Source organism: Agrobacterium sp. ES01 (genome assembly GCF_050320885.1).
In the GTDB taxonomy this organism is placed as follows: domain Bacteria; phylum Pseudomonadota; class Alphaproteobacteria; order Rhizobiales; family Rhizobiaceae; genus Allorhizobium.
Map to the genome: position 1 here is coordinate 1,055,701 of NZ_JBNQTH010000001.1, position 23,132 is coordinate 1,078,832.

The 23,132-nt window shown below is 56.5% G+C and carries 27 protein-coding genes; 6 read left to right on the top strand and 21 right to left on the bottom strand.

The features are described from left to right. Positions 1 to 215: 215 nt before the first annotated feature. The 19 genes from ACQQ2Q_RS05215 to ACQQ2Q_RS05305 all read right to left on the bottom strand — a co-directional run bounded on the left by ACQQ2Q_RS05215 (position 216) and on the right by ACQQ2Q_RS05305 (position 16,050). Positions 216 to 1,169 carry a flagellin gene (locus ACQQ2Q_RS05215; protein ID WP_428185956.1) on the bottom strand — a complete coding sequence of 318 codons (954 nt, stop codon included), beginning with the start codon at positions 1,167 to 1,169 and terminating at the stop codon, positions 216 to 218. A gap of 274 nt (positions 1,170 to 1,443) precedes the next feature. After that, on the bottom strand, positions 1,444 to 2,409 hold the full coding sequence (locus ACQQ2Q_RS05220) for a flagellin (RefSeq protein WP_428185957.1): 966 nt from the start codon (positions 2,407 to 2,409) through the stop codon (positions 1,444 to 1,446). 253 nt (positions 2,410 to 2,662) lie between these two features. Then, positions 2,663 to 3,628 carry a flagellin gene (locus tag ACQQ2Q_RS05225; RefSeq protein ID WP_428185958.1) on the bottom strand — a complete coding sequence of 322 codons (966 nt, stop codon included), beginning with the start codon at positions 3,626 to 3,628 and terminating at the stop codon, positions 2,663 to 2,665. 275 nt (positions 3,629 to 3,903) lie between these two features. Beyond that, on the bottom strand, positions 3,904 to 4,869 hold the full coding sequence (locus tag ACQQ2Q_RS05230) for a flagellin (RefSeq protein ID WP_428185959.1): 966 nt from the start codon (positions 4,867 to 4,869) through the stop codon (positions 3,904 to 3,906). A gap of 262 nt (positions 4,870 to 5,131) precedes the next feature. Continuing rightward, positions 5,132 to 6,097 (bottom strand): flagellin, encoded by a 966-nt coding sequence (locus ACQQ2Q_RS05235; protein WP_428185960.1) that lies wholly within the window; start codon positions 6,095 to 6,097, stop codon positions 5,132 to 5,134. 284 nt (positions 6,098 to 6,381) lie between these two features. Continuing rightward, complete coding sequence (fliP, locus tag ACQQ2Q_RS05240) at positions 6,382 to 7,119, bottom strand: flagellar type III secretion system pore protein FliP (RefSeq protein WP_428185961.1); 738 nt, start codon at positions 7,117 to 7,119, stop codon at positions 6,382 to 6,384. Further along, positions 7,116 to 7,631, bottom strand: coding sequence for a flagellar basal body-associated FliL family protein (locus ACQQ2Q_RS05245; RefSeq protein WP_428185962.1), 516 nt, complete (start codon positions 7,629 to 7,631; stop codon positions 7,116 to 7,118). Before ACQQ2Q_RS05245 ends, fliP begins: the two co-directional genes overlap by 4 nt. 33 nt (positions 7,632 to 7,664) lie before the next feature. Beyond that, a complete protein-coding gene (flgH, locus tag ACQQ2Q_RS05250) occupies positions 7,665 to 8,366 on the bottom strand; it encodes a flagellar basal body L-ring protein FlgH (RefSeq protein ID WP_428185963.1) in 702 nt (233 codons plus the stop codon). Next, a complete protein-coding gene (locus tag ACQQ2Q_RS05255; protein WP_428185964.1) occupies positions 8,363 to 8,893 on the bottom strand; it encodes a MotE family protein in 531 nt (176 codons plus the stop codon). Before ACQQ2Q_RS05255 ends, flgH begins: the two co-directional genes overlap by 4 nt. Further along, entirely contained in the window at positions 8,890 to 9,987 is a 1,098-nt protein-coding gene (locus ACQQ2Q_RS05260; RefSeq protein ID WP_428186487.1) for a flagellar basal body P-ring protein FlgI, read from the bottom strand. Before ACQQ2Q_RS05260 ends, ACQQ2Q_RS05255 begins: the two co-directional genes overlap by 4 nt. A 17-nt stretch (positions 9,988 to 10,004) precedes the next feature. Continuing rightward, positions 10,005 to 10,490, bottom strand: coding sequence for a flagellar basal body P-ring formation chaperone FlgA (flgA, locus tag ACQQ2Q_RS05265; protein WP_428185965.1), 486 nt, complete (start codon positions 10,488 to 10,490; stop codon positions 10,005 to 10,007). Positions 10,491 to 10,518: 28 nt separating this feature from the next. Further along, entirely contained in the window at positions 10,519 to 11,307 is a 789-nt protein-coding gene (gene flgG / locus ACQQ2Q_RS05270) for a flagellar basal-body rod protein FlgG (RefSeq protein WP_428185966.1), read from the bottom strand. A gap of 30 nt (positions 11,308 to 11,337) precedes the next feature. Then, a complete protein-coding gene (locus ACQQ2Q_RS05275) occupies positions 11,338 to 11,670 on the bottom strand; it encodes a flagellar hook-basal body complex protein FliE (protein WP_428185967.1) in 333 nt (110 codons plus the stop codon). Further along, positions 11,667 to 12,086, bottom strand: coding sequence for a flagellar basal body rod protein FlgC (flgC, locus tag ACQQ2Q_RS05280; RefSeq protein WP_428185968.1), 420 nt, complete (start codon positions 12,084 to 12,086; stop codon positions 11,667 to 11,669). The genes ACQQ2Q_RS05275 and flgC overlap by 4 nt, the downstream gene beginning before the upstream one ends. Before the next feature lie 4 nt (positions 12,087 to 12,090). Then, a complete protein-coding gene (flgB, locus tag ACQQ2Q_RS05285) occupies positions 12,091 to 12,480 on the bottom strand; it encodes a flagellar basal body rod protein FlgB (RefSeq protein WP_428185969.1) in 390 nt (129 codons plus the stop codon). Between the two features lie 60 nt (positions 12,481 to 12,540). Further along, positions 12,541 to 13,104, bottom strand: a complete 564-nt coding sequence (locus tag ACQQ2Q_RS05290) for a flagellar protein (protein ID WP_428185970.1) — start codon at positions 13,102 to 13,104, stop codon at positions 12,541 to 12,543. 3 nt (positions 13,105 to 13,107) lie between these two features. Next, entirely contained in the window at positions 13,108 to 14,514 is a 1,407-nt protein-coding gene (fliI, locus tag ACQQ2Q_RS05295) for a flagellar protein export ATPase FliI (protein ID WP_428185971.1), read from the bottom strand. Between the two features lie 20 nt (positions 14,515 to 14,534). Next, positions 14,535 to 15,269 carry a flagellar basal-body rod protein FlgF gene (flgF, locus tag ACQQ2Q_RS05300; RefSeq protein ID WP_428185972.1) on the bottom strand — a complete coding sequence of 245 codons (735 nt, stop codon included), beginning with the start codon at positions 15,267 to 15,269 and terminating at the stop codon, positions 14,535 to 14,537. A 1-nt stretch (position 15,270) separates the two neighbouring features. Beyond that, entirely contained in the window at positions 15,271 to 16,050 is a 780-nt protein-coding gene (locus ACQQ2Q_RS05305; protein ID WP_428185973.1) for a DUF1217 domain-containing protein, read from the bottom strand. A 170-nt stretch (positions 16,051 to 16,220) separates the two neighbouring features. Here ACQQ2Q_RS05305 and motA point away from each other — a divergent pair, with 170 nt between their 5' ends. From motA to ACQQ2Q_RS05335, 6 genes are all read left to right on the top strand, one after another. Beyond that, entirely contained in the window at positions 16,221 to 17,093 is an 873-nt protein-coding gene (motA, locus tag ACQQ2Q_RS05310; RefSeq protein WP_428185974.1) for a flagellar motor stator protein MotA, read from the top strand. Further along, positions 17,090 to 18,049 (top strand): FliM/FliN family flagellar motor switch protein, encoded by a 960-nt coding sequence (locus ACQQ2Q_RS05315; RefSeq protein ID WP_428185975.1) that lies wholly within the window; start codon positions 17,090 to 17,092, stop codon positions 18,047 to 18,049. The genes motA and ACQQ2Q_RS05315 overlap by 4 nt, the downstream gene beginning before the upstream one ends. A 69-nt stretch (positions 18,050 to 18,118) precedes the next feature. After that, positions 18,119 to 18,739 carry a flagellar motor switch protein FliN gene (gene fliN / locus ACQQ2Q_RS05320; RefSeq protein ID WP_428185976.1) on the top strand — a complete coding sequence of 207 codons (621 nt, stop codon included), beginning with the start codon at positions 18,119 to 18,121 and terminating at the stop codon, positions 18,737 to 18,739. 27 nt (positions 18,740 to 18,766) lie between these two features. Then, a complete protein-coding gene (gene fliG / locus ACQQ2Q_RS05325) occupies positions 18,767 to 19,816 on the top strand; it encodes a flagellar motor switch protein FliG (protein WP_428185977.1) in 1,050 nt (349 codons plus the stop codon). A gap of 166 nt (positions 19,817 to 19,982) precedes the next feature. Then, positions 19,983 to 21,065, top strand: coding sequence for a flagellar biosynthesis protein FlhB (gene flhB, locus ACQQ2Q_RS05330; protein WP_428185978.1), 1,083 nt, complete (start codon positions 19,983 to 19,985; stop codon positions 21,063 to 21,065). A 4-nt stretch (positions 21,066 to 21,069) separates the two neighbouring features. Next, positions 21,070 to 21,504, top strand: coding sequence for a hypothetical protein (locus ACQQ2Q_RS05335; protein WP_428186488.1), 435 nt, complete (start codon positions 21,070 to 21,072; stop codon positions 21,502 to 21,504). A 79-nt stretch (positions 21,505 to 21,583) separates the two neighbouring features. Here the strand turns inward: ACQQ2Q_RS05335 and visR are convergent, their stop codons facing one another. Next, positions 21,584 to 22,333, bottom strand: coding sequence for a transcriptional regulator VisR (visR, locus tag ACQQ2Q_RS05340; RefSeq protein WP_428185979.1), 750 nt, complete (start codon positions 22,331 to 22,333; stop codon positions 21,584 to 21,586). A 10-nt stretch (positions 22,334 to 22,343) separates the two neighbouring features. Beyond that, positions 22,344 to 23,090, bottom strand: a complete 747-nt coding sequence (gene visN / locus ACQQ2Q_RS05345) for a transcriptional regulator VisN (protein WP_428185980.1) — start codon at positions 23,088 to 23,090, stop codon at positions 22,344 to 22,346. Positions 23,091 to 23,132: the final 42 nt, after the last annotated feature.

Below are 23,132 nucleotides of genomic sequence, written 5' to 3' on the forward strand. Positions count from 1 at the left end.
GGCGAGTAATAGATCGCGTTGTTTCAGATACTTAAGTCAATGGAACGCTCGCCCCGGGCCGCCAAACAGCATTCAGCGGAACCTGCGTTTAAGGTTTGATCCCTCGGCGTTTACGTCCAGCCGATTTTTTTCGTTCGACCGCAGCAAGCCACGGAAAGGCAAAGAGCCCGCTTCCCAGCAGGCTCTTCATTTTTTCACGTCTTCGATGATTTTCGTTAACGGAACAATTGCAGGACGTTCTCGGCATTCGAATTGGCAATCGACAGGGCCTGAATGCCAAGCTGCTGCTGTGTCTGCAGTGCCTTCAGCCGGGTCGATTCCTCGTTCATGTCGGCATCGACCAGCCGACCGACGCCCGTATCGATCACATCACGCAGGTCGGCAGCGAATTCGTGCTGCATGTCGATACGCTGCTTGGTGGCACCGAGGGTCGCTGCCGCATCGGTCATCTGTCCCAGCATCAATTCGAGCGAGCTGAGCATGCCTTCGACTTCATCATCTGTGGTTGCGGTTGTCAGTTCGATGACGGCACCAGTGCCGGGATTGCCCATGAGATAGTAGCTGGCTGTGGTGGTTGAGCCGTTCGATTGCTCAACATCGACGGTGTAAAATCGCGTGAGAAGTCCCTGCTGGTCGTTCTCGACGTCAATCAGAACCGAGGTCGACGCGTCGAAAGCCAGCGTTTCTATGGAAACCGTTCCATCGGCAGCGCGAACGAAGGAGCCAACCATTTCCTTAGTCCCCAAAACGGCCGTCGATTCGTTGTAAAGCCAGTTCTCGCCGGAAAAGGAGGAGGATTGCGCGACAGACCGAAGCTGCGACTTGAGTTCGGTCAGTTCCTTGTCGATCTTTTCCTTGTCGACGCCTGGTTCTCGCGCGGCAACCAGCTTGGCCTTGATCTCGGTGACAACGTCGATCGCCGATTCCATGCCGGTATAGGCGGTATCGACCTTGGCAGCCCCCAGACCGAGTGCATCCTGGACGGCCGAGATCGCCTTGTTGTCGGACCGCATGGTGGTGGCGATGGACCAGTAGGCAGCGTTATCGGATGCGGATCCGACCCGATAGCCGGACGATACCCGGCCCTGGGTTGTTTTAAGCCCCTCGTTGATCGATCGAAGGGTATCCAGAGCGGCAATTGCTCCGGCATTGGTAATAATACTCATCATCTGCCGCGGGCCCTCATCAGACAGAAATATTCAAGGACATTCCGGCGCAATATTTCCGGAGAACGGCAGCATGCATCATGCCATCAATCATTTTTCAAAATACGAAATAACCAACCTGCCGCCTTACACGTCCAGAGTAGTTGGAGAGGATTAATGCAACGCAAATTTGCATAGGCGAAAAATTGCACGATGCTGGCCTGAACCTGGATGCCATGGAAAAAGGCCCCGCCTTTCGGCGGAGCCCTTTCGACTTTGAAGATCGGACGATCTGGTCTTACTTGAACAGCGAGAGGATGTTCTCGGAGTTGGAATTGGCAATCGACAGAGCCTGAATACCGAGCTGCTGCTGTGTCTGCAGAGCCTTGAGGCGGGTCGATTCCTCATTCATGTCGGCATCGACCAGTCGGCCAACGCCGGTATCGATCACATCCATCAGGTCGGCGGCGAACTCATCCTGCATCTCGATGCGCGTCTTGGTGGCACCGAGCGTCGCTGCGGCATCCGTCATGTCTTCGAGCATGGCGTCGACTGCGCTGACCATGCCTTCAACCTGTGCGTCGGTCGTTGCCGATGTCAGCGTGACTTCCGAGCCGGTTGCCGAGGTTGTGGAGGATGCATCGATCAGGAAGTAGGTCGCAGTCGTTGGCGTCGTCGTGCCATTGTCAACCGAGACCGTATAAGCCTTGGTCAAAAGACCAAGTCCTGCATCGTCCGTGTCGATCAGGACAGAGGTCGAGGCGTCGAATGACAATGTCTCGATGGACACCGTTGAGTCGGCAGCGCGAACGAAGGAGCCAACCATTTCCTTGGTGCCAACGGCCGTTGTGGACTCGTTGTAGAGCCAGTTCTCGCCGGAGAACGAAGCCGACTGCGAAATCGAGTTCAGCTGCGACTTCAGTTCGGTCAGTTCCTTGTTGATCTTTTCCTTGTCAACGCCCGGTTCGCGTGCGGCAACGAGCTTGGCCTTGATCTCGGTGACGACGTCGACAGCGGCTTCCATACCGGTATAGGCGGTATCGACCTTGGCCGCGCCGAGGCCCAGAGCGTCCTTGACTGCCGAAATTGCCTTGTTGTCGGACCGCATGGTTGTGGCGATCGACCAGTATGCGGCGTTATCAGATGCCGTTTCAACGCGGTAACCGGAGGATACGCGGCTCTGGGTTTCGTCCAGACCCTTGTTGATAGAGCGCAGGGTATCGAGCGCAGCGATGGCGGAAGTGTTGGTAATGATGCTAGTCATGGAAAATGCTGCCCTTTGATGACAGAAATGTATCGGGGAAATTCCGGAAAAACGTCACCGGAAAACGACAGCGCGCCTCATGCAATTAACCATTGTTTACAATTGGTTAATCCGTCGTTTTGATATCTCCATTCAATCTTATTATGGTTAACAGACCCTAAATCGGAGACAGTTTCCGGCAGAGTTTTGAAAAGAAAAAGGCCCCGCCTTTCGGCGGGGCCTCTTCTGTGCCTGGATATCCAGGTTTTCGATCTTAACGGAAGAGCGAAAGGATGTTTTCGGAGTTGGAATTGGCAATCGACAGCGACTGAATGCCGAGCTGCTGCTGTGTCTGCAGAGCCTTGAGGCGGGTCGATTCCTCATTCATGTCAGCATCGACCAGACGGCCCACACCGGTGTCGATCACGTCCATCAGGTCGGCGGCAAACTCATTCTGCATGTCGATACGCTGCTTGGTAGCACCAAGCGTCGCAGCGGCATCCGTCATGTCTTCGAGCATGGCGTCAACTGCACTGACCATACCTTCAACCTGTTCGTCGGTCGTGGCAGCGGACAATGAGACTTCAGTACCCGATGCCGCGGTCGTTGAAGAGGCATCCACCAGGAAGTAGGTCAAAGGTGTCGGTGTCGTCGTTCCGTTCTCGACGCTGACGGCATAGTCCTTGGTCAGAAGTCCAAGACCTGCATCGTCGGTGTCGATGAGGACGGAAGTCGCAGCATCGAATTCCAGCGTTTCGATGGAAACCGTGCTGTCTGACGCACGCACGAACGAGCCAACCATTTCCTTGGTGCCAAGGGCCGTTGTCGATTCGTTGTAGAGCCAGTTTTCGCCGGAGAAAGACGCCGACTGCGAAATCGAGCTCAGCTGAGCCTTGAGTTCCGTCAGTTCCTTGTTGATCTTGGTCTTGTCCACGCCCGGTTCGCGGGCTGCAACGAGCTTGGCCTTGATCTCGGTGACAACCTCGATGGAGGCTTCCATACCGGTATAGGCGGTATCGACCTTGGCAGCGCCGAGGCCCAGAGCGTCCTGAACGGCCGAGAGGGCCTTGTTGTCGGACCGCATGGTGGTGGCGATCGACCAGTATGCGGCATTGTCCGACGCCGTTTCAACGCGGTAACCGGACGATACGCGGTTTTGAGTTTCGTTCAGGCCCTTGCTGATAGAGCGCAAGGTATCGAGCGCTGCAATTGCTGCAACGTTGGTGATGATGCTTGTCATGTTGAGACACTGCCCCTTATTGACAGAAATGATACAGGGACATTCCGGGTTATTTTCCTCCGGATGACGGTCGGGCGCTTCATGCAATTAGTCATTTTTTACAAATGATTAATCCGCCGTCTTCACCCTTCAATCTAAACACGCTAAAGTTAACGACACCTAAAATAGATAAAATTAAAATAGATTTTCGGGAGAAAGTTTGGATGGTCACCAAACAAAAAAAGCCCCGCCTTTCGGCGGAGCCCTTTCGACTTTGAAGATCGGACGATCTGGTCTTAGCGGAACAGCGAGAGAATGTTCTCGGAGCTGGAATTGGCGATCGACAGAGCCTGAATACCGAGCTGCTGCTGTGTCTGCAGAGCCTTGAGGCGGGTCGATTCCTCGTTCATGTCGGCATCGACCAGACGGCCAACGCCGGTGTCGATCACATCGCTGAGGTCGGCTGCAAACTCGTTCTGCATATCGATACGCGTCTTGGTGGCACCGAGCGTTGCAGCGGCATCCGTCATGTCTTCGAGCATGGCGTCGACTGCGCTGACCATGCCTTCAACCTGTTCGTCGTTCGTGGCCGATGTCAGCGTGACTTCCGAGCCGGTTGCCGAAGTTGTGGAAGATGCATCGATCAGGAAGTAGGTCGCAGTCGTTGGCGTCGTCGTGCCATTGTCAACCGAGACCGTATAAGCCTTGGTCAGAAGACCAAGTCCTGCATCGTCCGTGTCGATCAAGACAGAAGTCGAAGCGTCGAATTCCAGTGTCTCGATGGACACCGTTGAGTCGGCAGCGCGAACGAAGGAGCCAACCATTTCCTTGGTGCCAACGGCCGTTGTGGACTCGTTGTAGAGCCAGTTCTCGCCGGAGAACGAAGCCGACTGCGAAATCGAGCTCAGCTGCGACTTCAGTTCGGTCAGTTCCTTGTTGATCTTTTCCTTGTCAACGCCCGGTTCGCGAGCGGCAACGAGCTTGGCCTTGATCTCGGTGACGACGTCGATGGCAGCTTCCATACCGGTATAGGCGGTATCAACCTTGGCAGCGCCGAGGCCCAGGGCGTCCTGAACGGCGGAAATTGCCTTGTTGTCGGACCGCATGGTTGTAGCGATCGACCAGTATGCGGCGTTATCAGATGCCGTTTCAACGCGGTAACCGGAGGATACGCGGCTCTGGGTTTCGTCCAGACCCTTGTTGATCGAACGCAAAGTGTCGAGTGCAGCAATTGCGGAAGTGTTGGTTACGATACTTGTCATTGTAGACACAGCCCCTAAAGACAAAAAAAATAACAGGGACATTCCGGCCTCAAATTACCGGAGAGCGACAGTCCGCCTCATGCAATTAACTATTATTTACAAACAATTAATCTGCCGCTTTAACAACTTCATTCAACACCGTCGCGGTTAATGAAGACTAAAGCCAAAGGAAAAAATTTGACTGGTATGACGAAAGCGACGCAACGAAAAAGAGCCCCGCCTTGCAGCGGAGCTCTCAAAATTCCCCGGATCGGGAAAGATTTTAGCGGAACAGCTGGAGGATATTTTCCGAGCTGGAGTTGGCAATCGACAGCGCCTGAATACCGAGCTGCTGCTGTGTCTGCAGGGCCTTGAGACGAGTCGATTCCTCGTTCATGTCGGCATCGACAAGGCGGCCTACGCCGGTGTCAATCACGTCGCGAAGGTCGGCGGCAAACTCGTTCTGCATGTCGATACGATTATTGGTCGCACCAAGCGTTGCAGCGGCGTCTGTCATGTCCTCGAGGATGGCGTCAACAGCGCTCAACATGCCTTCAACTTCTTCATCAGTCGTCGCGGTTGTCAGCTCGACTTCCGTACCAGCTGCGCTGGTTGTGGAGGATGCATCGACCAGGAAGTAGGTCGCTGTCGTCGGCGTTGTCGTGCCATTGTCAACCGAGACCGTATACGCCTTGGTCAGAAGACCCCGGGTCGCATTGTTGGTATCGATCAGAACCGAAGTGGAGGCGTCGAATTCCAGCGTTTCAATCGAAACATTGCTGCTCGAGTCGCGAACGAAGGAGCCAACCATTTCCTTGGTGCCAACAGCCGTTGTCGACTCGTTGTAGAGCCAGTTTTCGCCGTTGAAGGAAGCGGACTGAGAGATCGAGCTCAGCTGCGACTTCAGTTCGGTCAGTTCCTTGTTGATCTTGGTCTTGTCAACGCCGGGTTCGCGGGCTGCAACCAGCTTCGACTTGATCTCGGTGACCACGTCAATGGCAGCTTCCATGCCGGTGTAAGCGGTGTCGGTCTTGGCAGCGCCGAGGCCGAGCGCATCCTGAACGGCCGAGAGGGCCTTGTTGTCGGAACGCATGGTGGTGGCGATCGACCAGTAAGCAGCGTTGTCGGAAGCCGACTCGACGCGATAGCCAGACGAAATGCGGTTCTGCGTTTCGTTCATGCTCTTGTTGATCGAACGAAGAGTGTCGAGTGCCGACAAAGCGGCAGCGTTGGTCATAATGCTAGTCATAGGAGTGTCCCCTTGGGTACAATATACGAGAGAGGGACATGCCGGATTTTAGGACCGGCAGAGGGGGGCGACGTCATGTCAATTAATAGGTAAAATTAATTCCGCCTCTGTCTCCTAAAAGACAGCATACAGCTTAAGTTGCATTGAAGAGATTTGGTAAAGTTTTTCCTATTTCAGATTTTTTCGCTCGGAGCGACGAATCGCGTAGCTATCTGTTTTTGAAAACAAAAATGGCTGATCCCGGATCGGAATCAGCCATTAACTTTCTAAAAAAACAGCGTTTTTCAGGAAAATGAGCGAACCAGGCTGCCGACGAGCAGGTTCCAGCCGTCGATCAGCACGAAAAACAAAACCTTGAAGGGCAGTGAAATAGAGGTGGGCGGCAGCATCATCATGCCCATGGCCATGGTGATGGTTGCGACAACCATGTCGATGACCAGGAACGGCAATATGATCAGGAAGCCGATCTCGAAACCGCGGCGGATTTCCGACAGCATGAAGGCCGGGATGAGGACACGATAGTCAACCTTGTCATCGGTAATGGTCGGCTGCCCACGTTCGTTGGCAATATCGACAAACAGCGCCAGATCCTTGTCGCGCACGTTGTTTTGCATGAATGTGCGGAATGGCTCTGCAATGCGCTGTACGGCCTCGCCTTCGGTGATCTGATTGTCCAGCAGCGGCTTGGCGCCCTGGTTCCACGCCAGATCCATCGTCGGCGCCATCACATAGAATGTCATGAACAAGGCAAGGCTGGTAAGGATCATGTTGGACGGGGTGGTTGCCAGACCCATGCCGGAACGCAGGATGGAAAAGGCGATAACGAAGCGCGGAAAGCTCGTCACCATGATCAAGATGCCCGGCGCGACCGAGAGGACGGTCAGCAGCCCGAATGTACGGATAATCCACGCGGCGACCGAGCCATCGATCGGCGCGCTGAAAAGATCTGTCGGGAGTTGCTGTGCGTGAGCAAGCTCCGGCGCCATCATCATGACAGCGAGCAAGAATAGAAATCGAATCATTCGATCACAAAGGTCCTGAACATCACCTTCGATACGCGCCCTTCAGAGCGAAGGTCAACACGCTCTTCAAGGTCATCCTTCAAATATTGAAACCCGCGCGGCCCCTCGACCTGCTGAAGCGACACAGTGCGCAGATAGGCGAGGATATCCTGGTGGATGCTTTCGGCCATGGCGACATCCGGCGGGCCCTTGAAAAGAAGGGCCACTTCCAGACGGACCCAGCTTTCGGATGGATAAGCGAGATTGGTGGTGATCGGCTCCAGCTGGTAGACGCCTCTCTCCTCGGTCGAGATATGGGGTAACCCCTCCTCTTCCTTTCCGCCCTCGTGACCACCCGCCTTGGCCTCTTGCGCCTTCTTGGCCTCATCGGCGGCCTTGATTTGCGGTGTTATCATGGAACCGATGACCCAGCCGCCGCCGCCGCCAACGACGGTCAGGATCGCCAGGGCCGCGACAAGCATTATCGTCGCTGACTTCTTCTTTTTCCCGGCCTCGGCTTCTTCTTCATCCATCACTCGTTACCTCTGTTGCCGCAGCAGCCCTGGTCAGATCGGCGAGAACAGGTCGATGACCTGCTGCCCGACAGGCGGATTCTGGACTTCCGTCAGACGGCCACGGCCACCATAGGAAATACGTGCCTCGGCAATGCGGTCGTAGGAAATCGTGTTGTCGGCATCGACATCCTGCGGACGCACGATACCCGCGACATTGAGAATTCGGATTTCCTGGTTGACGCGCACTTCCTGCGAGCCGCTGATCAACAGGTTGCCGTTTTCGAGAATGCCCGTCACGACGGCAGCAACCAAGAGTGTCAGCTTTTCAGACCGCGCGATCGAGCCCTTGCCAGCCGTCGAGGTATCGGAATTCGAAGACAGATCACCGTCGGTCTTGCCGATCAGGTCAGCTGCGACACCCCAACCTATGCCCTGAGTATTGGAGCGGCTACGATCTGTCTTGTTATCGAACGTCGCCTTGTCGTTGATCTGGATATTCACGGTCATGATGTCACCGACATTGATGGCGCGTGAATCCTTGAACAGGGCTGCCTGACTGTCATTCCACAGCGAATAGCCGCTGGCGACCTGCCGCGGCTGCTTCGGATAAAGCGCCATCTGCGGGGTCTGGCTATAGCGCAGACCGCTGCCGATGGGGCTCATGGACGGCGCATTGCCGATTTCCTTCAGCGTCTGGCTTTCGCAACCCGCAAGGAGAAGTATGGCCATCAAGGCCGGGGCGCGCTTGTTCATGAGGGTTCCTTCGAGGTATTCGGGTCAGCTGCGCTGGATATAATTGCCGAGACCATGGCAGCCTTCTTCGGCTCCATCTCGCTGAGCACAAGCGCTGACTGGCGTGGCGGCAACTTCATGATGATCGAGGCCGCCAGTTCAACATTGATTTCGGCAAGGGCCGGTGCTGCCGCATCCGGCTTCATCTTCTTATAGATTTCGACGAGGCCGATTTCGGCCTGGCGCAGGAAATCGTTGCGACGCTTCAGCCAGTCTTCGTACTCGGCGCGGCGATCCTCGAGAACGACAATGCGTCCGTCGATATCGGCCTGCAGCTTTTCCAGTTCCTGCTTCTGCAGGAGATAGCGCTGGTCGCGTGCGGAATCGGCAATGCCGCCGCAAAATTTGGCGATTTCTTCCTGGGTTACCGTGTCGAGTGCGGAGGGCTCCGCCGCGACAGCCATCCATCCGGGAACGAACATCAGTGCCGGGACAAGAAGAAGACGTGCTGCCTTCCTCGCGAACGACCTGTTCATGTCTGCCGTCATTGCAGTACGAGCTCCGCTTGAAGGGCGCCGGCCGACTTGATGCCTTGAAGGATGGCAATGATGCCGTCGGGCTTGACGCCGATATTGTTCAGTCCTGCGACGAGGGTGCGAAGATCCGGGCCATCAACGATGGCGATCTTGTCGCCCGTCTTCTCGGTATAGATATCGGTCTGCTGCTGGATCTCGGTCGTGCCCTTCGAGAAAGGCTGCGGCTGAATGACCTGCGGGCTTTCATTGACCTGGACAGTCAGCGTGCCGTAGCTGACAGCGACACGCGACACGCGCACATCTGCGCCGATGACAATGGTTCCCGTCCGTTCGTTGATGACGACCTTGGCTGGCGTATCGGTCTCGACGACGAGGTTTTCGATATCGGCCATCAGGCGGGTCAGATCCGCGGTGCGCGGCTTGGCGACGACGACCTCCTGGGAATCGCGCGCTTCCGCGATGGGGGCACCGTAATTGGCCGCAGCATAAGCATTGATGGTGTCAGCAACGCCGATTGCGGTGGTGAAATCCGGATTCCTGAGCTGCAGGACAAGGTTGATGGAATCCTTGAACTGGGACGGCAGCTCGCGTTCGACGATGGCGCCGCCGGGGACACGGCCGGCAGTGGTCACACCTTCGGTGACCGATGCGGCAGCGCCCTGGGCGTTGAAGCCGGAGACAATCACCGAACCCTGGCCAACGGCGTAGATCTGGCCATCCGCGCCCGAAAGCGAGGTCATGACGAGCGTCCCCCCGCGAAGCGAGGTAGAATCGCCAAGCGAGCTGACATTGGCATCGATGCGGCTGCCGGGACTGGCGAAGGGCGGCAGGTTTGCCGTGACCATGACGGCTGCCACGTTCTTGGCGTTCGACTGGCCGCCCTGGGTGGAAATTCCCAGGTTCTGCAGCATGGCGCGCATGGATTGTTCGGTAAACGGCGACGACCTGAGGCTGTCGCCTGTGCCCTGGAGACCGACGACCAGACCATAGCCGATGAGCTGGTTGTCACGTCCGGCTTGCAATGATGCAATATCCTTGACGCGCGATGCCGCCGAGGCCTGGCCCAAGGGAGCCGCCACGAAGACGACAGCTGTGATCACGGCCATCAGAGACTTCAAGATACTCATTTCGCCATCACCTGTACCGTGCCATCGGCCATAACCGTTCCGCTGACGATTATGCCGCTGTCCAGGTTGCGTACCTTGATGACGTCACCGATCAGGGCGTCCTGCAATGGCGAGCCGGCAGCCGAGATGGTCATATTGCCAATCATGAATGTCAGTCGAAGATTGGCACCGCGTTTGACTGCAAAGGCCTCCCGCAGGCTGGACATTGGAATTGTCCGGCCTGGCAGAAGGGTCCGTTTGGTCACGAAGCCGACAACCTGATCAATGGATTCGGCGTAGCCGCCGGCGAGGTTGGGGTTCGTCACCTTCACCTCGTCGAGCAGACTGGAGTCGATGACATCGCCGGGATAGATGATACGGGTCGGGACAACCGCGTATTTGCCGTCCGCGGCGGCCAATTCTCCCGTGTTGAGAAACAATGATGCGGCGGCCAGCGCCACCAGCATCAATGTCGGACCATTCCACTTCTGGCGAAACATCATGTTTGCCCCTTTTTCCGTTCCGGCGGGTTTACTTCAGGTTCTTACTGACGATCTGGGCCATCTCGTCGGCCGTCTGGATCACCTTGGAGTTCATCTCATAGGCGCGCTGCGCAGAGATAAGGTCGGTGATTTCCTTGACGGAATCGACGTTGGATGTTTCCAGATAATTCTGCTTGATGTAGGCGAAGCCCGGATCTTCCGGTGCCGCCACGATTGGCTGGCCGGACGCTGCCGTCTGCGCGAAGAGGTTGTCGCCGAGGGGTTTCAGACCTGCTTCGTTGACGAAGTTGGCAATGGTGAGCTGACCAAGTTCGGTATAGTCGACATCGTTACCGATACGGGCGGAGACGACACCGGTACGGCTGACGACAACTTCGCTGGCGTCGGTGGGTACCGTGATTTCCGGCGTAACGACATTGCCGTCGATGGTGACGAGCTGGCCGTCGGCATTGGTATTGAATGCACCGGCGCGGCTGTAAAGCGTATTGCCATCCGGCGAGGCAATCTGGAACCAGCCACGCCCGATCAGCGCCATATCGAGCTCGTTGCCGGTCTGCACCAGTTCGCCCTGGGTATGGATGTTGCGGACGGCAGCTGTCTGCACACCAAGACCGATATTGGCACCCTCCGGAACGATGGACTGGTTGGCACGGTTGGGTACGCCCTGGGTGCGTTCGCTTTGATAAAGCAAGTCCGTGAATTCCGCGCGGGAGCGCTTGTAACCGGTCGTGTTGATGTTGGCGATGTTGTTAGCAATCACCTCGAGATTGGTTTGCTGGGCATCCATGCCCGTAGCCGCAATGGCAAGCGCTCTCATGTCTTTGTCCTTTGAACCGGTTTATTCAGGTCAGATCTGCATTTTCGTAATTTCGAGATAGGCGCTCACGATCTTGTCGCGCAGCGCCAGAGCGGTCTGAAGCGACTGCTCTGCCTGCATGACGGCATCGACGACCTCACGCGTGTTGGCGGTGCCCTTGATGCCCTCGAAGGACATGAATTCAGCATTCTTGAGGTTTTTCACAGCGTCGGTTGCCATGCTGCCAACCGCATCGGAAAAACTCATCCCGGTCTGCATTCCAGGCGTAAGAGCCTTGCCGGCTGCTTCCGTGGTTTCGCTGGTGACCGCGCTGATGCCATTCAGTGGCGACAGTGCGCTGAGTTTCTGGACAGTTTCAATCATTGAGATGCCTTCAGAAGATTAATGGTCGCGGAAATCAGATCGCGCGTCTGCTTGATGGTCTGGAGATTGGCCTCATAGGTGCGGTTTGCTTCGCGCATGTCCGCCATCTCGATCAAAATGTTGACGTTGGGCATCATGACCATGCCTTTTTCGTCAGCGGCCGGATTGCCCGGTTCGTATTCCATCGTGAAATCGGTCATGTCGTTGCCGAGCTTCTTGACGTTGACCAGTTCGGCTCCGCTCGTCTTGTCGAGCACGTTGCCAAAGGTGATCGTCTTGCGACGGTACGGTTCGGCGCCAGGTGTATCGCCTGTCGAACGGGCGTTGGCGATGTTTTCCGAAACGAGACGCAGGCGTGTGGACTGGGCTTCCAGGCCGCTGCCGGCGATTTTGAGAGAGGCAGATAAAGGATCCATGATCTTACTTCTTTACGGTCATCAACATCATGCGATGGAAAGAGGTAACCAGCTGCGTGTTCAGCTCATGCTGACGCTTGATTTCGCCGGTCTTGGTGAGTTCTTCTGCAATCGAAACGGTGTTGCCCGATTCCTGGATGCCGATCTCATTGTTGAGTTCGGCGTCCTTGACCTCGATCTCGTCGCTCAAGGTGTTGGCAGAGATATGGCCAGGATTGGTGCGTGCCATGGCAACCGAGGTGGTGGTGTCCAGAACCGCGCTGAACGGCGTGATATCCCGAGCCCTGAACTTCGGGGTATTGGCGTTCGCGATATTGCCGGCAACGACTTCCTGCCGGATCGACAGCCATTCGGCTTGCCTTGATGCAAGCGAGAAAAGTTGAATGGGGTCCATAGGCTTCTCCATATTCCGTGAGTAAATCCTATGGTGCTAATCTTGCGTGGGACTTACCCGCTAGCGGTTCTCGTAAATATCGCCGTTGGAGGTGATGATCACCCATTTGCCGTCGCGCATTTCCAGCGTGGCAACGCGACTGTTGTCAGGCAGCATCGAGCCCACCTGAACCATGTACATGCCGCCGTTGTCCTCAATCAGGGCGCGACCATTGGCGACGTGCAGAAGCTGAAAGCCGCTGCGTCCCGGGAATGGCTGACTTGGCTTGGCTTCAGGGTCACTATCGCCGGCGGCGCCGCGCTTGGAGACTGTGGCGGTCGACAGCTGATCGATCTGCTGCTCCGTGACGATCTTGGGGCCTTTGTTGTCCTTGTCGATCATCGCGAGCGGAGACACACTGAAAACACTGCGTCCCGGCCCTTCTGGAAGGTCGCGGGTGTTGCCCCAATCGGCCAGCCGAACACCAAATTTGTCCTGATTGAAGAAGACGTACCAGGGATACATTGCGGCGGCGACCGCCATCGCGACGCCTACACTTGCCAATACCTTGTCGGCCATGCCGGACGACTGCGGACCGCTCCGCTTTGCCGGAGCTGCCTGCTCCTGCCCGTTCAAATCATCCACGACTTATCCCCTTCCCCTGGCGGGCATGCCCGCCTGGCCATTCTGTCCGACGCCAAGGGCCGCTTTCAACGCCGTTGCCAGATCCGCATAGGCATCGACCGCCGCCGGGTCTGACGGTGTCTGCTTCAAAACTTCATAAACGACAGGGACCTGTTTGATCGCCATGTCGAGATCCGGGTCACTGCCGGCACGATAGCCACCGATCAGACGCAGATCGCGCGTTTCCTCGTAACGATGAATCAGCGTCTTGAGACGCGACACCAGCTTCTCCTGTTCGGCTGTCCAGGCCTTGCGTGCCATACGGGAAATCGAGGTGAGCGGATTGATGGGCGGGTAACGCCCCTCATCGGCAAGACTGCGATCCAGCACAATATGGCCGTCGAGAATACCGCGGGTCGAATCGGCGATCGGATCGTTGTGATTATCGCCGTCGACCAGGATCGAGATGATAGCGGTAATCGTGCCCTTACCTTCTTCGCCAGGACCTGCCCGTTCAAGAAGTCGTGGAAGTTCGGTAAAGACGGAGGCCGGATAGCCGCGAGCGATCGGCGGCTCACCGGCAGCCGTTGCGACTTCGCGGATGGCGTGGGCAAAGCGTGTCACGCTGTCGACGATGAAGAGGACATTTTCGCCCTTGTCGCGGAAATGCTCGGCAATCGTCATTGCAGACAGCGGCGCCATCTTGCGCAGCATCGGGCTTTCATCGCTGGTCGCAACGACCGCAATCGCCTTGGCCATGTTTTCGCCGAGAGTGTCTTCAATGAATTCACGGACTTCACGCCCGCGTTCGCCCACCAGGGCGATCACGACGCGATCGAAGGCATCCGCTTTCGCCAGCATGGACAGGAGCGTCGACTTGCCGACGCCGGAACCGGCGAAAACGCCCAAGCGCTGACCGAGGCAAAGCGGTGAGAAGATATCGATGGCGCGCACCCCGGTCCGCAGTCCCTGCTCCACCCGTCGTCTCGCCATGGATGGCGGCGCACTGTTGGAAATGGAGCGACGCACGGATCCGGGGACAAGGGGGGCTCCGCCGTCGATCGGCTCGGCCAGCGCATTGATGGTGCGGCCACACCAGCTTTCATCCGGCGCGATGCGGAATGCGCCCTTGCGAATGACAGTGTCGTGGATTCCGATAGGCTCGCCCGGTTCAATCGGGCAGACGTAAGCCAGGTCGGGCTCGACGCGAACGACTTCGCCCAGATGGATGCCGGTGGCGCTTCGATGCGCGACGAATTCGCCAAGCCGGACATGTCTGGACATGCCCGTCACCGTATAGTGACCGGCTGCAATGGTGCGCACATGGCCACCATGGGCCACGGAACGATCGGGGCTTGCATATCGCTCGGCGAGGCTGACGAGACCGGTCAGTTTGCGCGACAGCGTGATATCAGCGTTGGAGGCTTCCATGGGGTCTTAAATTCCTAATTTCAGCCGGATCCGCCGAGGATCTTGATTGCTTCGCTCAGACCGCTTTCGCTATCGCGCATCAACGAGCTGACGCTTTCGAAGGCGCGGTTGACCTGAATAAGCTGGGTCATCTCATAGATGCCGTTGACGTTCGATTGTTCGATATAGCCCTGCATGACGCCAACAGTGTCGTCGTCGACGACAGGCTGAGGCTGATCAGAGGTATTGATGCCGCTGTTTTCGTAACGCACGAAACCGTTGGAAATGTCTGCCTGGAAAAGGCCCATAGTGGCGACGAGCTTGTCGTCCTGCAAAATCTTGCCATCGAGGCCGACGACCGGCGGGCTACCGGCGCGGTTCAACTGGATCGGTGCTCCGCCGGCATCCAGGACAGGAAAGCCGCGCACGGAGACGAGTGCACCTGTATCTTGAATGGTGAAGCGACCGTCACGGGTCAAAACCTGGCCGGCGGGCGTATCCAGCGCAAAATAGGCGTCGCCCTTGACGGCAAAATCCAGCGTGTTGTTGGTTTGCTGAAGCTCGCCATTCTTGGTGGACAGGTAGTCGTTACCCTGCGACACGAACGCGATCTTGGCGTTGATGTCATTCTCGGTCTTGCTGAGAACCTCGTTGAACTTGACCTCGGTGCCACGGAAACCGACCGTGTTCACATTGGCCATGTTGTCGGCGATGGTTGTCAGGCGCTTTTCGAGCGCCATTTGCGAGGACAGGGAGACATATAACCCAGATTGCACTTTAACTGCCTCCTAATTTCAAGGAATTGAGGGATAGAAGAAGGTCCGGCGAAATGCCGTAACCGGAGGATGAGCTGAACACTGCCAGGGGATCGTAATTATCCGAGGGATTTTCGATCTCCCACATGGCGGTGAAGCGCTCGAGAAACTTGCCGACTTTTTCCGGATCCTGAAAATCCTCGATATCGAGAACCCGATCCAGATAAGCTGCCTGCTTGTCGATATTCGAGCTTGCAACTTCCGCAGGAAGCTGAAGAGCAGTGCGCACCACCTGAGCCAAGGCATCGTCGGCGAGAATATCCATCGCCGTTGTGATGGTGGAAGCGGTACGGTCAAAATAGAGCGCAAGGCGAACGCCGGTGTTTTCGTTGCCGGCATCCTCTTCAAGGGTCTGGCGCATATACTTGTCGACGACCTCTGTCTGGGCCCGGTCGAAAGATGTTGCTGCCGTATCGAATGCCTTGAAATTGAATGAGGTGGCGAGTTCCTTGTAACGCGTATCTGAAAGCTGATTGGCGAAGGCATCGTCGTCGTCGATACCTTCCGTCAGAACCTTACGGATAAAGGCTTTGGCATAGGACATGTCTTCAAGACCATGGGCCTTGAGCGCATAGTTATAGAGACGCGTATCAGCCATGAAATCATCGACCGATTTGATGTCGCCGATCTTCGAATTATAGTATTCGGTCTCACGGGCAACGTCCGGTTTCTTCGACACACGTTCGAGAGACGTGGCCAAATCACGGCTGATCTGCTGATAGCTTACAAATGTCGTCGTCACTGTCCTATACCTCTAAGGGGTCCATCGGACTTCTGTTATCTCCCTAAATGCCGCAAAAGGCTTGCGCGAAGCTGTTTGTAGGTTCACAAACCGTGAAGCCCGACCAACAGCCTCACGCAAGGAAGCCATCGTATCGGTTGCACTGAAAACCACTCAGATGCGGGCTTGAAATGAATATTATCATTGGATTTGTGATCACTGTCGGCTGTATTCTCGGCGGCTTCATGGCCATGGGCGGACACGTTGATGCGCTCATTCAGCCATTCGAGCTCTTGATCATCGGCGGTGCGGGTGTCGGCGGCTTCATCATGGCAAACCCGATGAAGGTCGTTAAAGATACCGGCAAGGCGATGGGCGAGGCCTTCAAGCATTCGGTGCCGAAGGAGCGTCATTATCTCGACGTGCTGGGCGCGCTTTATTCCCTGATGCGCGACCTGAGGACAAAGTCGCGCAACGAGATCGAAGCCCATATCGACAATCCGGCGGAATCAAGCATCTTCCAGGCGGCTCCTTCAGTCCTGAAGAACACCGAACTGACTGCCTTCATCTGCGACTATGTCCGCCTGATCATTATCGGCAATGCGCGCTCGCACGAGATCGAAGCGTTGATGGATGAAGAAATCAACACAATCCTCTACGACAAGATGAAGCCGTATCACGCCGTGACGGCGATGGGCGATTCCTTTCCCGCCATCGGTATCGTTGCTGCCGTGCTCGGCGTTATCAAAGCGATGAGCAAGATCAACGAATCTCCCGAAGTTCTGGGCGGCCTCATCGGTGCGGCACTCGTGGGCACCATGCTCGGCATCTTCCTGTCCTACTGCCTTTGCAACCCGGTCATTTCGCAGATCAAGACCGTCAGAACGAAGCAGCATCGTCTCTACATCATCGTCAAGCAGACCCTGCTTGCCTATATGAACGGTTCTGTCCCGCAGGTGGCTCTGGAATATGGACGCAAGACCATCTCTTCCTACGAGCGTCCGTCCATCGACGCTGTTGAACAGGAAATGATGAATCCTGGCGGCGACAACAAGGCGGCATGATCATGAGCGAGACAAAAACCGGCACCCCTGCGCCACAGCCTATGGATCCGGCGTTGCTTGCCCGCCTGACCGGCGGCCTTGGCGACGCGAAGACGGTCGAAAAGCTGTGCAGCGACTTTGGACGTCTTTATTCCGAATTCCTGCCCGACATCATGCACAGCGAAACAGGCATGACGGTCGAGGTCTATTACAACAGCCACGAAACCGGCCTGATGAGCGATCTGATCGGCGACCTGGGCGACAATTTCTGCTTTGCCGACACGTCATTGCGCAACTGGTGCCCGAGCTTCACACTCGCCTGCGGGAACGGCTTTGTCATCACCTTGATGGAAAACCTTCTGGGTGCTCTGCCGGAAACAATCGAAGAGCCGATCGAGCGTCCGCTTTCGGATATCGAACTCGATCTTGCCAAGATGGTGTTCGACAAGATCGGAAACGTGCTTCGTTCGGGCATCAACGCCGCGGGCGGCTTCGAGCCGCTTGTGGAAGCGCCGCACAATGCCGACAACCGGCCAAAGCTCGACGACGATCAGGTCGATCCCTATGCCGCCGCGATCAAGATGGGCATCGACCTTGGGTCCGTGTCGTCCGAATTCGTGCTGATCGTTCCGCAGAAGGCGCTTTTGAAAACGGTTGTGACGGTTCCAAAATCGACCAGCCAGCAGAACCGAGACCAGAAACAATGGGCGGAGCATCTTTCCGAACAGGTCCGCCGGTCGCAAGTCACGCTCGAGGCACGCATTCGCCTGCAGTCTCTGACACTTGGCACCGTTTCCAGGCTCGCGATCGGCGACGTCATTGCCTTTAACGACAAGGGCGAGGTGACCGTCGACGTCAACGCGAACGGCAAGGAAATGTACAAATGCGAATTTGGCCGGTCCGGTGAAAACTACACCGTTCGGGTGAAAGATAATATTTCAACCGAAGACGAATTGCTCAAACATCTAATGGGATAGCGTTGACCCGACGGCGGTTGAAAAACCGAAAGGCAGGTTGAGGCAAGTTTCAATGGGAATAGTAAAGTCATGGCACCTAAAAAAACATCAGTGACCGAAGACGACGATCTGGCGATGCCAAACAGCGATGCCGACATCGACCAGGCGGTTGGTGATCTTCGCGGCGTGCTGCAAAGCGATGCTGACGGCACCTTGCCAGACGGCGGCTTCGATCTCGACGCCCAGTTCGGCGGCGACTTCGGCGATGCGGCAGGGGCGGAAGGTGAAACTTCGTCTTTTGATGCCGATTTCGGCGGAGGGGATTTCGGCGGAGATCTCGCAGACACTCCGCTCGGCGATGATGCCGGCGGAATGGGCGATTTCGGCGGCGACAGCTTCGGCGGCGGAGACGCGTTCGGCGGGGCATCGGCCATGCCGGAACCCGGCAGCGCGCTCAATGCCAATATGGATCTGATCATGGACATCCCGATTGATGTGCAGATCGTGCTGGGATCCAGCCGTATGCAGGTCTCGGGCTTGATGAATCTCGAAGAAGGCGCGATTATCGCTCTCGACAGACGAATCGGTGAACCTGTTGAAATCATGGTGAATGGCCGGCGAATCGCCCGTGGCGAAATCACTGTCCTGGAGAATGACGACACCCGTTTCGGGGTGAAACTGATCGAAGTAATGAGTACTAAGGTACACTGACCCGATTAGGGCCAGAGGGGAAAGACCATGATGGACTTTGACGATTTTGGCGGCGCGGTCGCTGGAAAGCCCCTATCCCAAGCAGATAAAGCAGCCGCCGTGCTGCTTGCCATGGGTAAGGGCGTCGCCGGGAAGCTGCTGAAATATTTCACCCAGGCGGAGCTGCAGACGATCATCGCGTCTGCGCAAACGCTTCGCACCATCCCACCGGATGAACTGGCTGAACTCGTTAATGAATTCGAAGATCTGTTCACTGAAGGTGCAGGTCTCATGGACAACGCCAAGGCCATCGAGAGCATTCTCGAAGAAGGCCTGACACCTGAGGAGGTCGATGGCCTTCTCGGTCGGCGGACCGCGTTCCAGGCCTTCGAAGCATCCATCTGGGACCGCCTGCAGGATGCCGATCCGGACTTCATCGGCAAGTTCCTGATGCGCGAGCATCCCCAGACTGTTGCCTATATACTTTCCATGATGCCCTCGTCCTTCGGTGCCAAGGTGCTGATGAAGCTGCCCGACAGCCGCCGGGCCGATATCATGAACCGTACGGTCAACCTGAAGAATGTCAGCCCGAAGGCTGCGCAGATCATCGAAAATCGCGTTCAGGACCTGATCAACGAAATCGAAGCAGAGAAGAATTCGACCGGCTCGAACAAGGTTGCCGAGCTCATGAACGAGCTGGACAAGCCGCAGGTCGATACCTTGCTCAACTCTCTCGAGACCATCAGCAAGGAATCGGTCAACAAGGTTCGCCCGAAGATCTTCCTGTTCGAAGACCTTCTGGCCATGCCGCAGCGCAGCCGCGTCATGTTGCTCAACGACATTTCCGCAGACATTCTGACGATGGCGCTTCGCGGTGCATCCAACGAAATCAAAGAATGTGTGTTGTCGGCCATCAGCCCTCGCCAGCGCCGCATGATCGAAGCCGATCTCGGTGGCGGAACTGGCGGCATCAATCCGCGCGAAGTGGCGCTGGCCCGCCGCGCTGTTGCCCAGGAAGCCATCCGGCTTGCCGGTTCCGGTCAGATCCTGCTCAAGGAGACGGAAGGATCCGAGGGCGGCGAAGGCGCTGCCGCCTGATCTCAGGCATAGTGTTGATAAACGAAGCTTACGAACCCGGCCGATTGCCCCCAGTCGGCCGGGTTGCTATTTTCAGCCATCCGGCGATCTCTGCCTGATTCCCTTCGCTGACGCTGCCGCCGAGGCATCGTGCTGCATCTTACTCCGGGATTAAGGAATACCGACTTTGTCTGACGATGAAGACAAAGACAGCAAAACAGAAGACCCGACAGACAAAAAACTTCGGGACGCCGCGGACAAAGGGAACATTCCCGCCTCCCGCGAGCTGCCGATCTTTGTCTCGGTGCTCGCCATCTATGTCTATTTCGTCTTCTTCCTGCCATCCGGTGCAGCCCATCTGGGCGCTATCCTGCGCGACCTGTTCGAGCAGCCCGATCAATGGAAGATAGAGACGGCCTCGGATGTCATATCGCTGTTTGTGTATCTGGGCTGGGCAATGGCAGGCGTTCTGGCACCGGCACTTCTGTTGATCATTCTGGCAGGGGTGACAGCCTCGGTGGCACAGAACATGCCGCAATTCGTGCTGGAGAGGATACGTCCGCAGGGAAACCGTATCTCGCTCATCAAGGGCTGGGGCCGTATTTTCAGTGTGAACGGTTTCGTCGAGTTCGGCAAATCGCTGTTCAAGATCATCATCGTGTCGGCGATCATCATGGTTTTCATGCGTGGTCAGTATTTTGCGACACTGGACGCGATGTTTTCCGATCCGCAGGTGATTCTCGTCAAGTTTACCGCGATCATCAAGGAAGTGCTGGTCATCATCCTGATGGCCACAGCCTTGCTGGCGGTAGTCGACCTGTTCTGGACCCGACACCACTGGTATTCGAACCTGCGCATGACCAAGCAGGAGATCAAGGACGAATACAAGCAGGCGCAGGGCGACCCGATCGTCAAGTCCCGCCAGCGCTCCATTGCGCGAGATCGTGCGCGCCGGCGCATGATCGACAACGTGCCGCGGGCAACCATGATCATTACCAACCCCACCCACTTTGCCGTGGCATTGCGCTATGTGCGCGAAGAATCAGATGCTCCGGTGGTGATTGCCAAGGGTCAGGACCTGATTGCGCTGCGCATTCGCGAGATCGCACGGGAGCATGACATCCCCATTTTTGAGGATCCACCGCTGGCTCGCTCCATGTTTGCGCAAGTCTCGGTTGATAGCGTGATACCGTCGATATTTTACAAGGCCGTGGCGGAACTCGTGCATCGTGTTTACGCCGCGCAGGCCCCAAAACAACGGTTGCCATAATAAAATGAAAAAATGCCCTTATACCGATCAGCGCGAAAAGATTGTTGCGGAAGCGATCAGCCCGGTGGCCTCCGAACTCCGCCTGTTAGATGCAGCAGACCTTATTTCACTGCTGCGCTTTGAATTCCATAGCAGCCTGGCGGACCTGGTTTCGTCGGCAGCAGAGCTCTATTTCCATCCCGGCACCGTCAATTTTGGCGCGGGAGGGGAATACAAGCTCGAATGGGGCGAGGCTCCTGAAGTCACGCTGGAAATCGAGATCAAGCCCAAGGATATTACGGTCTATGCCAAGCTGACGCTGACCAGGGACCATGCCGGACTGGAGATCAACCACATCGCCTTTCAGACGCCCATGGGCGATCCGAATTCCAACACCGCTTATCTCGCGCGCAGCCTGCAAGAGGCACGATTCGTCAAGACGAACGATATCGCTGCCTGACAGCATCGCGGACTGCATCGATAACTGGCTCCGGCGTCAAGCGCCGGGGCTTTTTTGTCGTTATGAAGCGAATTGACCGTCAGTTGATGTAGCCAAGGCGAATCGCCTTGGCGATCGCCTGGATCCGGTTGACCGAATCAAGCTTGATGGTTGCAGAACCGAGATAGGCGTTGACGGTGTGCACCGACAGGTTGAGCTTTCCAGCGATTTCGTCGCTGATGCGACCATCGCCAGCCAGTTGAAGACAGGCGATCTCACGGTCGCTAAGCGTTTCGGCCGGTATGGCTCGTCGCTCGTCGAGCGCCAGCATATCCATCATCAGCTTGCAGCTACGGCCATGAGCCTCAAGAATGGCTTCGCCCGACAGATCCAGTCCGCTGTTGCTGATGAACATGACATAGCCATTGCCGATCGCGCCCAGGCGAACCGGAAAAGCAATGCCGGAGATAGGCAGAAGCCTGGGTTTCAAATGCACCACGAAAGGCCGCATGTCCGCCGTGTCGACGATATTCACACCGTCTTCTGCATACCAGGTGAGAGGCAGCATCGACATTTCGATATGTGACAGCAGGTTGTCGCCATAGGCTCGCGCGACATCTGCCGGTGTGGCAGTGGCGGCGCTATCGGTATTGTCCATCTCGCACACGAGCTTTCGTTTTCCCGGTGCGCCGCCGGCGGTGAGCTTGAAGACGGCAAAAGACCTTGCCTTCAAGGTTTTTTGAACGGCGAGAAATTTCGAAAAAACGTCGGCTCGGCTGGAAGGCCGCAACTGCATGGCCTGGATCTCGACTTTTCGACCCCCGCCTGACGGTCCTGATGTTAGGCTCATGGACGGCTCCCTAGACGAGATTATTGCGCACGGCATAGGCAATCGCCTCGGAGCGCGTTTTGGTGGCTGTCTTGCGCATAACGCTGGTGATGTAATTATTGATGGTGTTTTTGGATATGCCGAGGATCACCGCGATTTCATCGCTGGTCTTGCCTTCGGCAATCCAGAACAGGCATTCGAGTTCGCGCTCGGTCAGTTCGAACTCGCGGTCGCTCCGCTCGGCCTTGTACTCGGAAAGGCTCACACAATAGCTCGCCAGAAGTCCCACTTCCCTCAGTTTTTCAGGCGAGAGAACAAGATCTGAGGGAAAAAGCTGCATGAAGGAATATCGCGAACGGCCGACATTGAACATCATCGAGCAATATTGGCGGTTCACGTTTTCGGGGGGCTCGACATCATCGGGAAGCAAGGCAAATTTGGGCTGGAGAACCGAAATGCACTTTTCCAGCTCGGTCGAGCGCGTGTGAAGCTCGGCCAGTTCCGTTTCCACGCGGCGCACAAGGTCAAATGGCCAGTTGGACGAAACCACAGAGCCCAGGCCCTGTTCCTGGATGAGTTCGTGGCGGATCAGAAGGAAAAGCGAAGCACCGACATAGTCAGTCAGCATCTGAAGAGCTGCGGATATATGGGCAACACCCACAACAACCGACAACCGATCAATCAATTCTTCGCGGGTGAGGTTCCGAACCGGCGTCTCCGAACCGGGCACAGCCGTGCGCCTCGAATTCGCTCCACCTCTCGAAAACTCCACTTCCATTCTTGTTTCCCCCTCTCCGGGATGAAACGGCAGTACCCACTT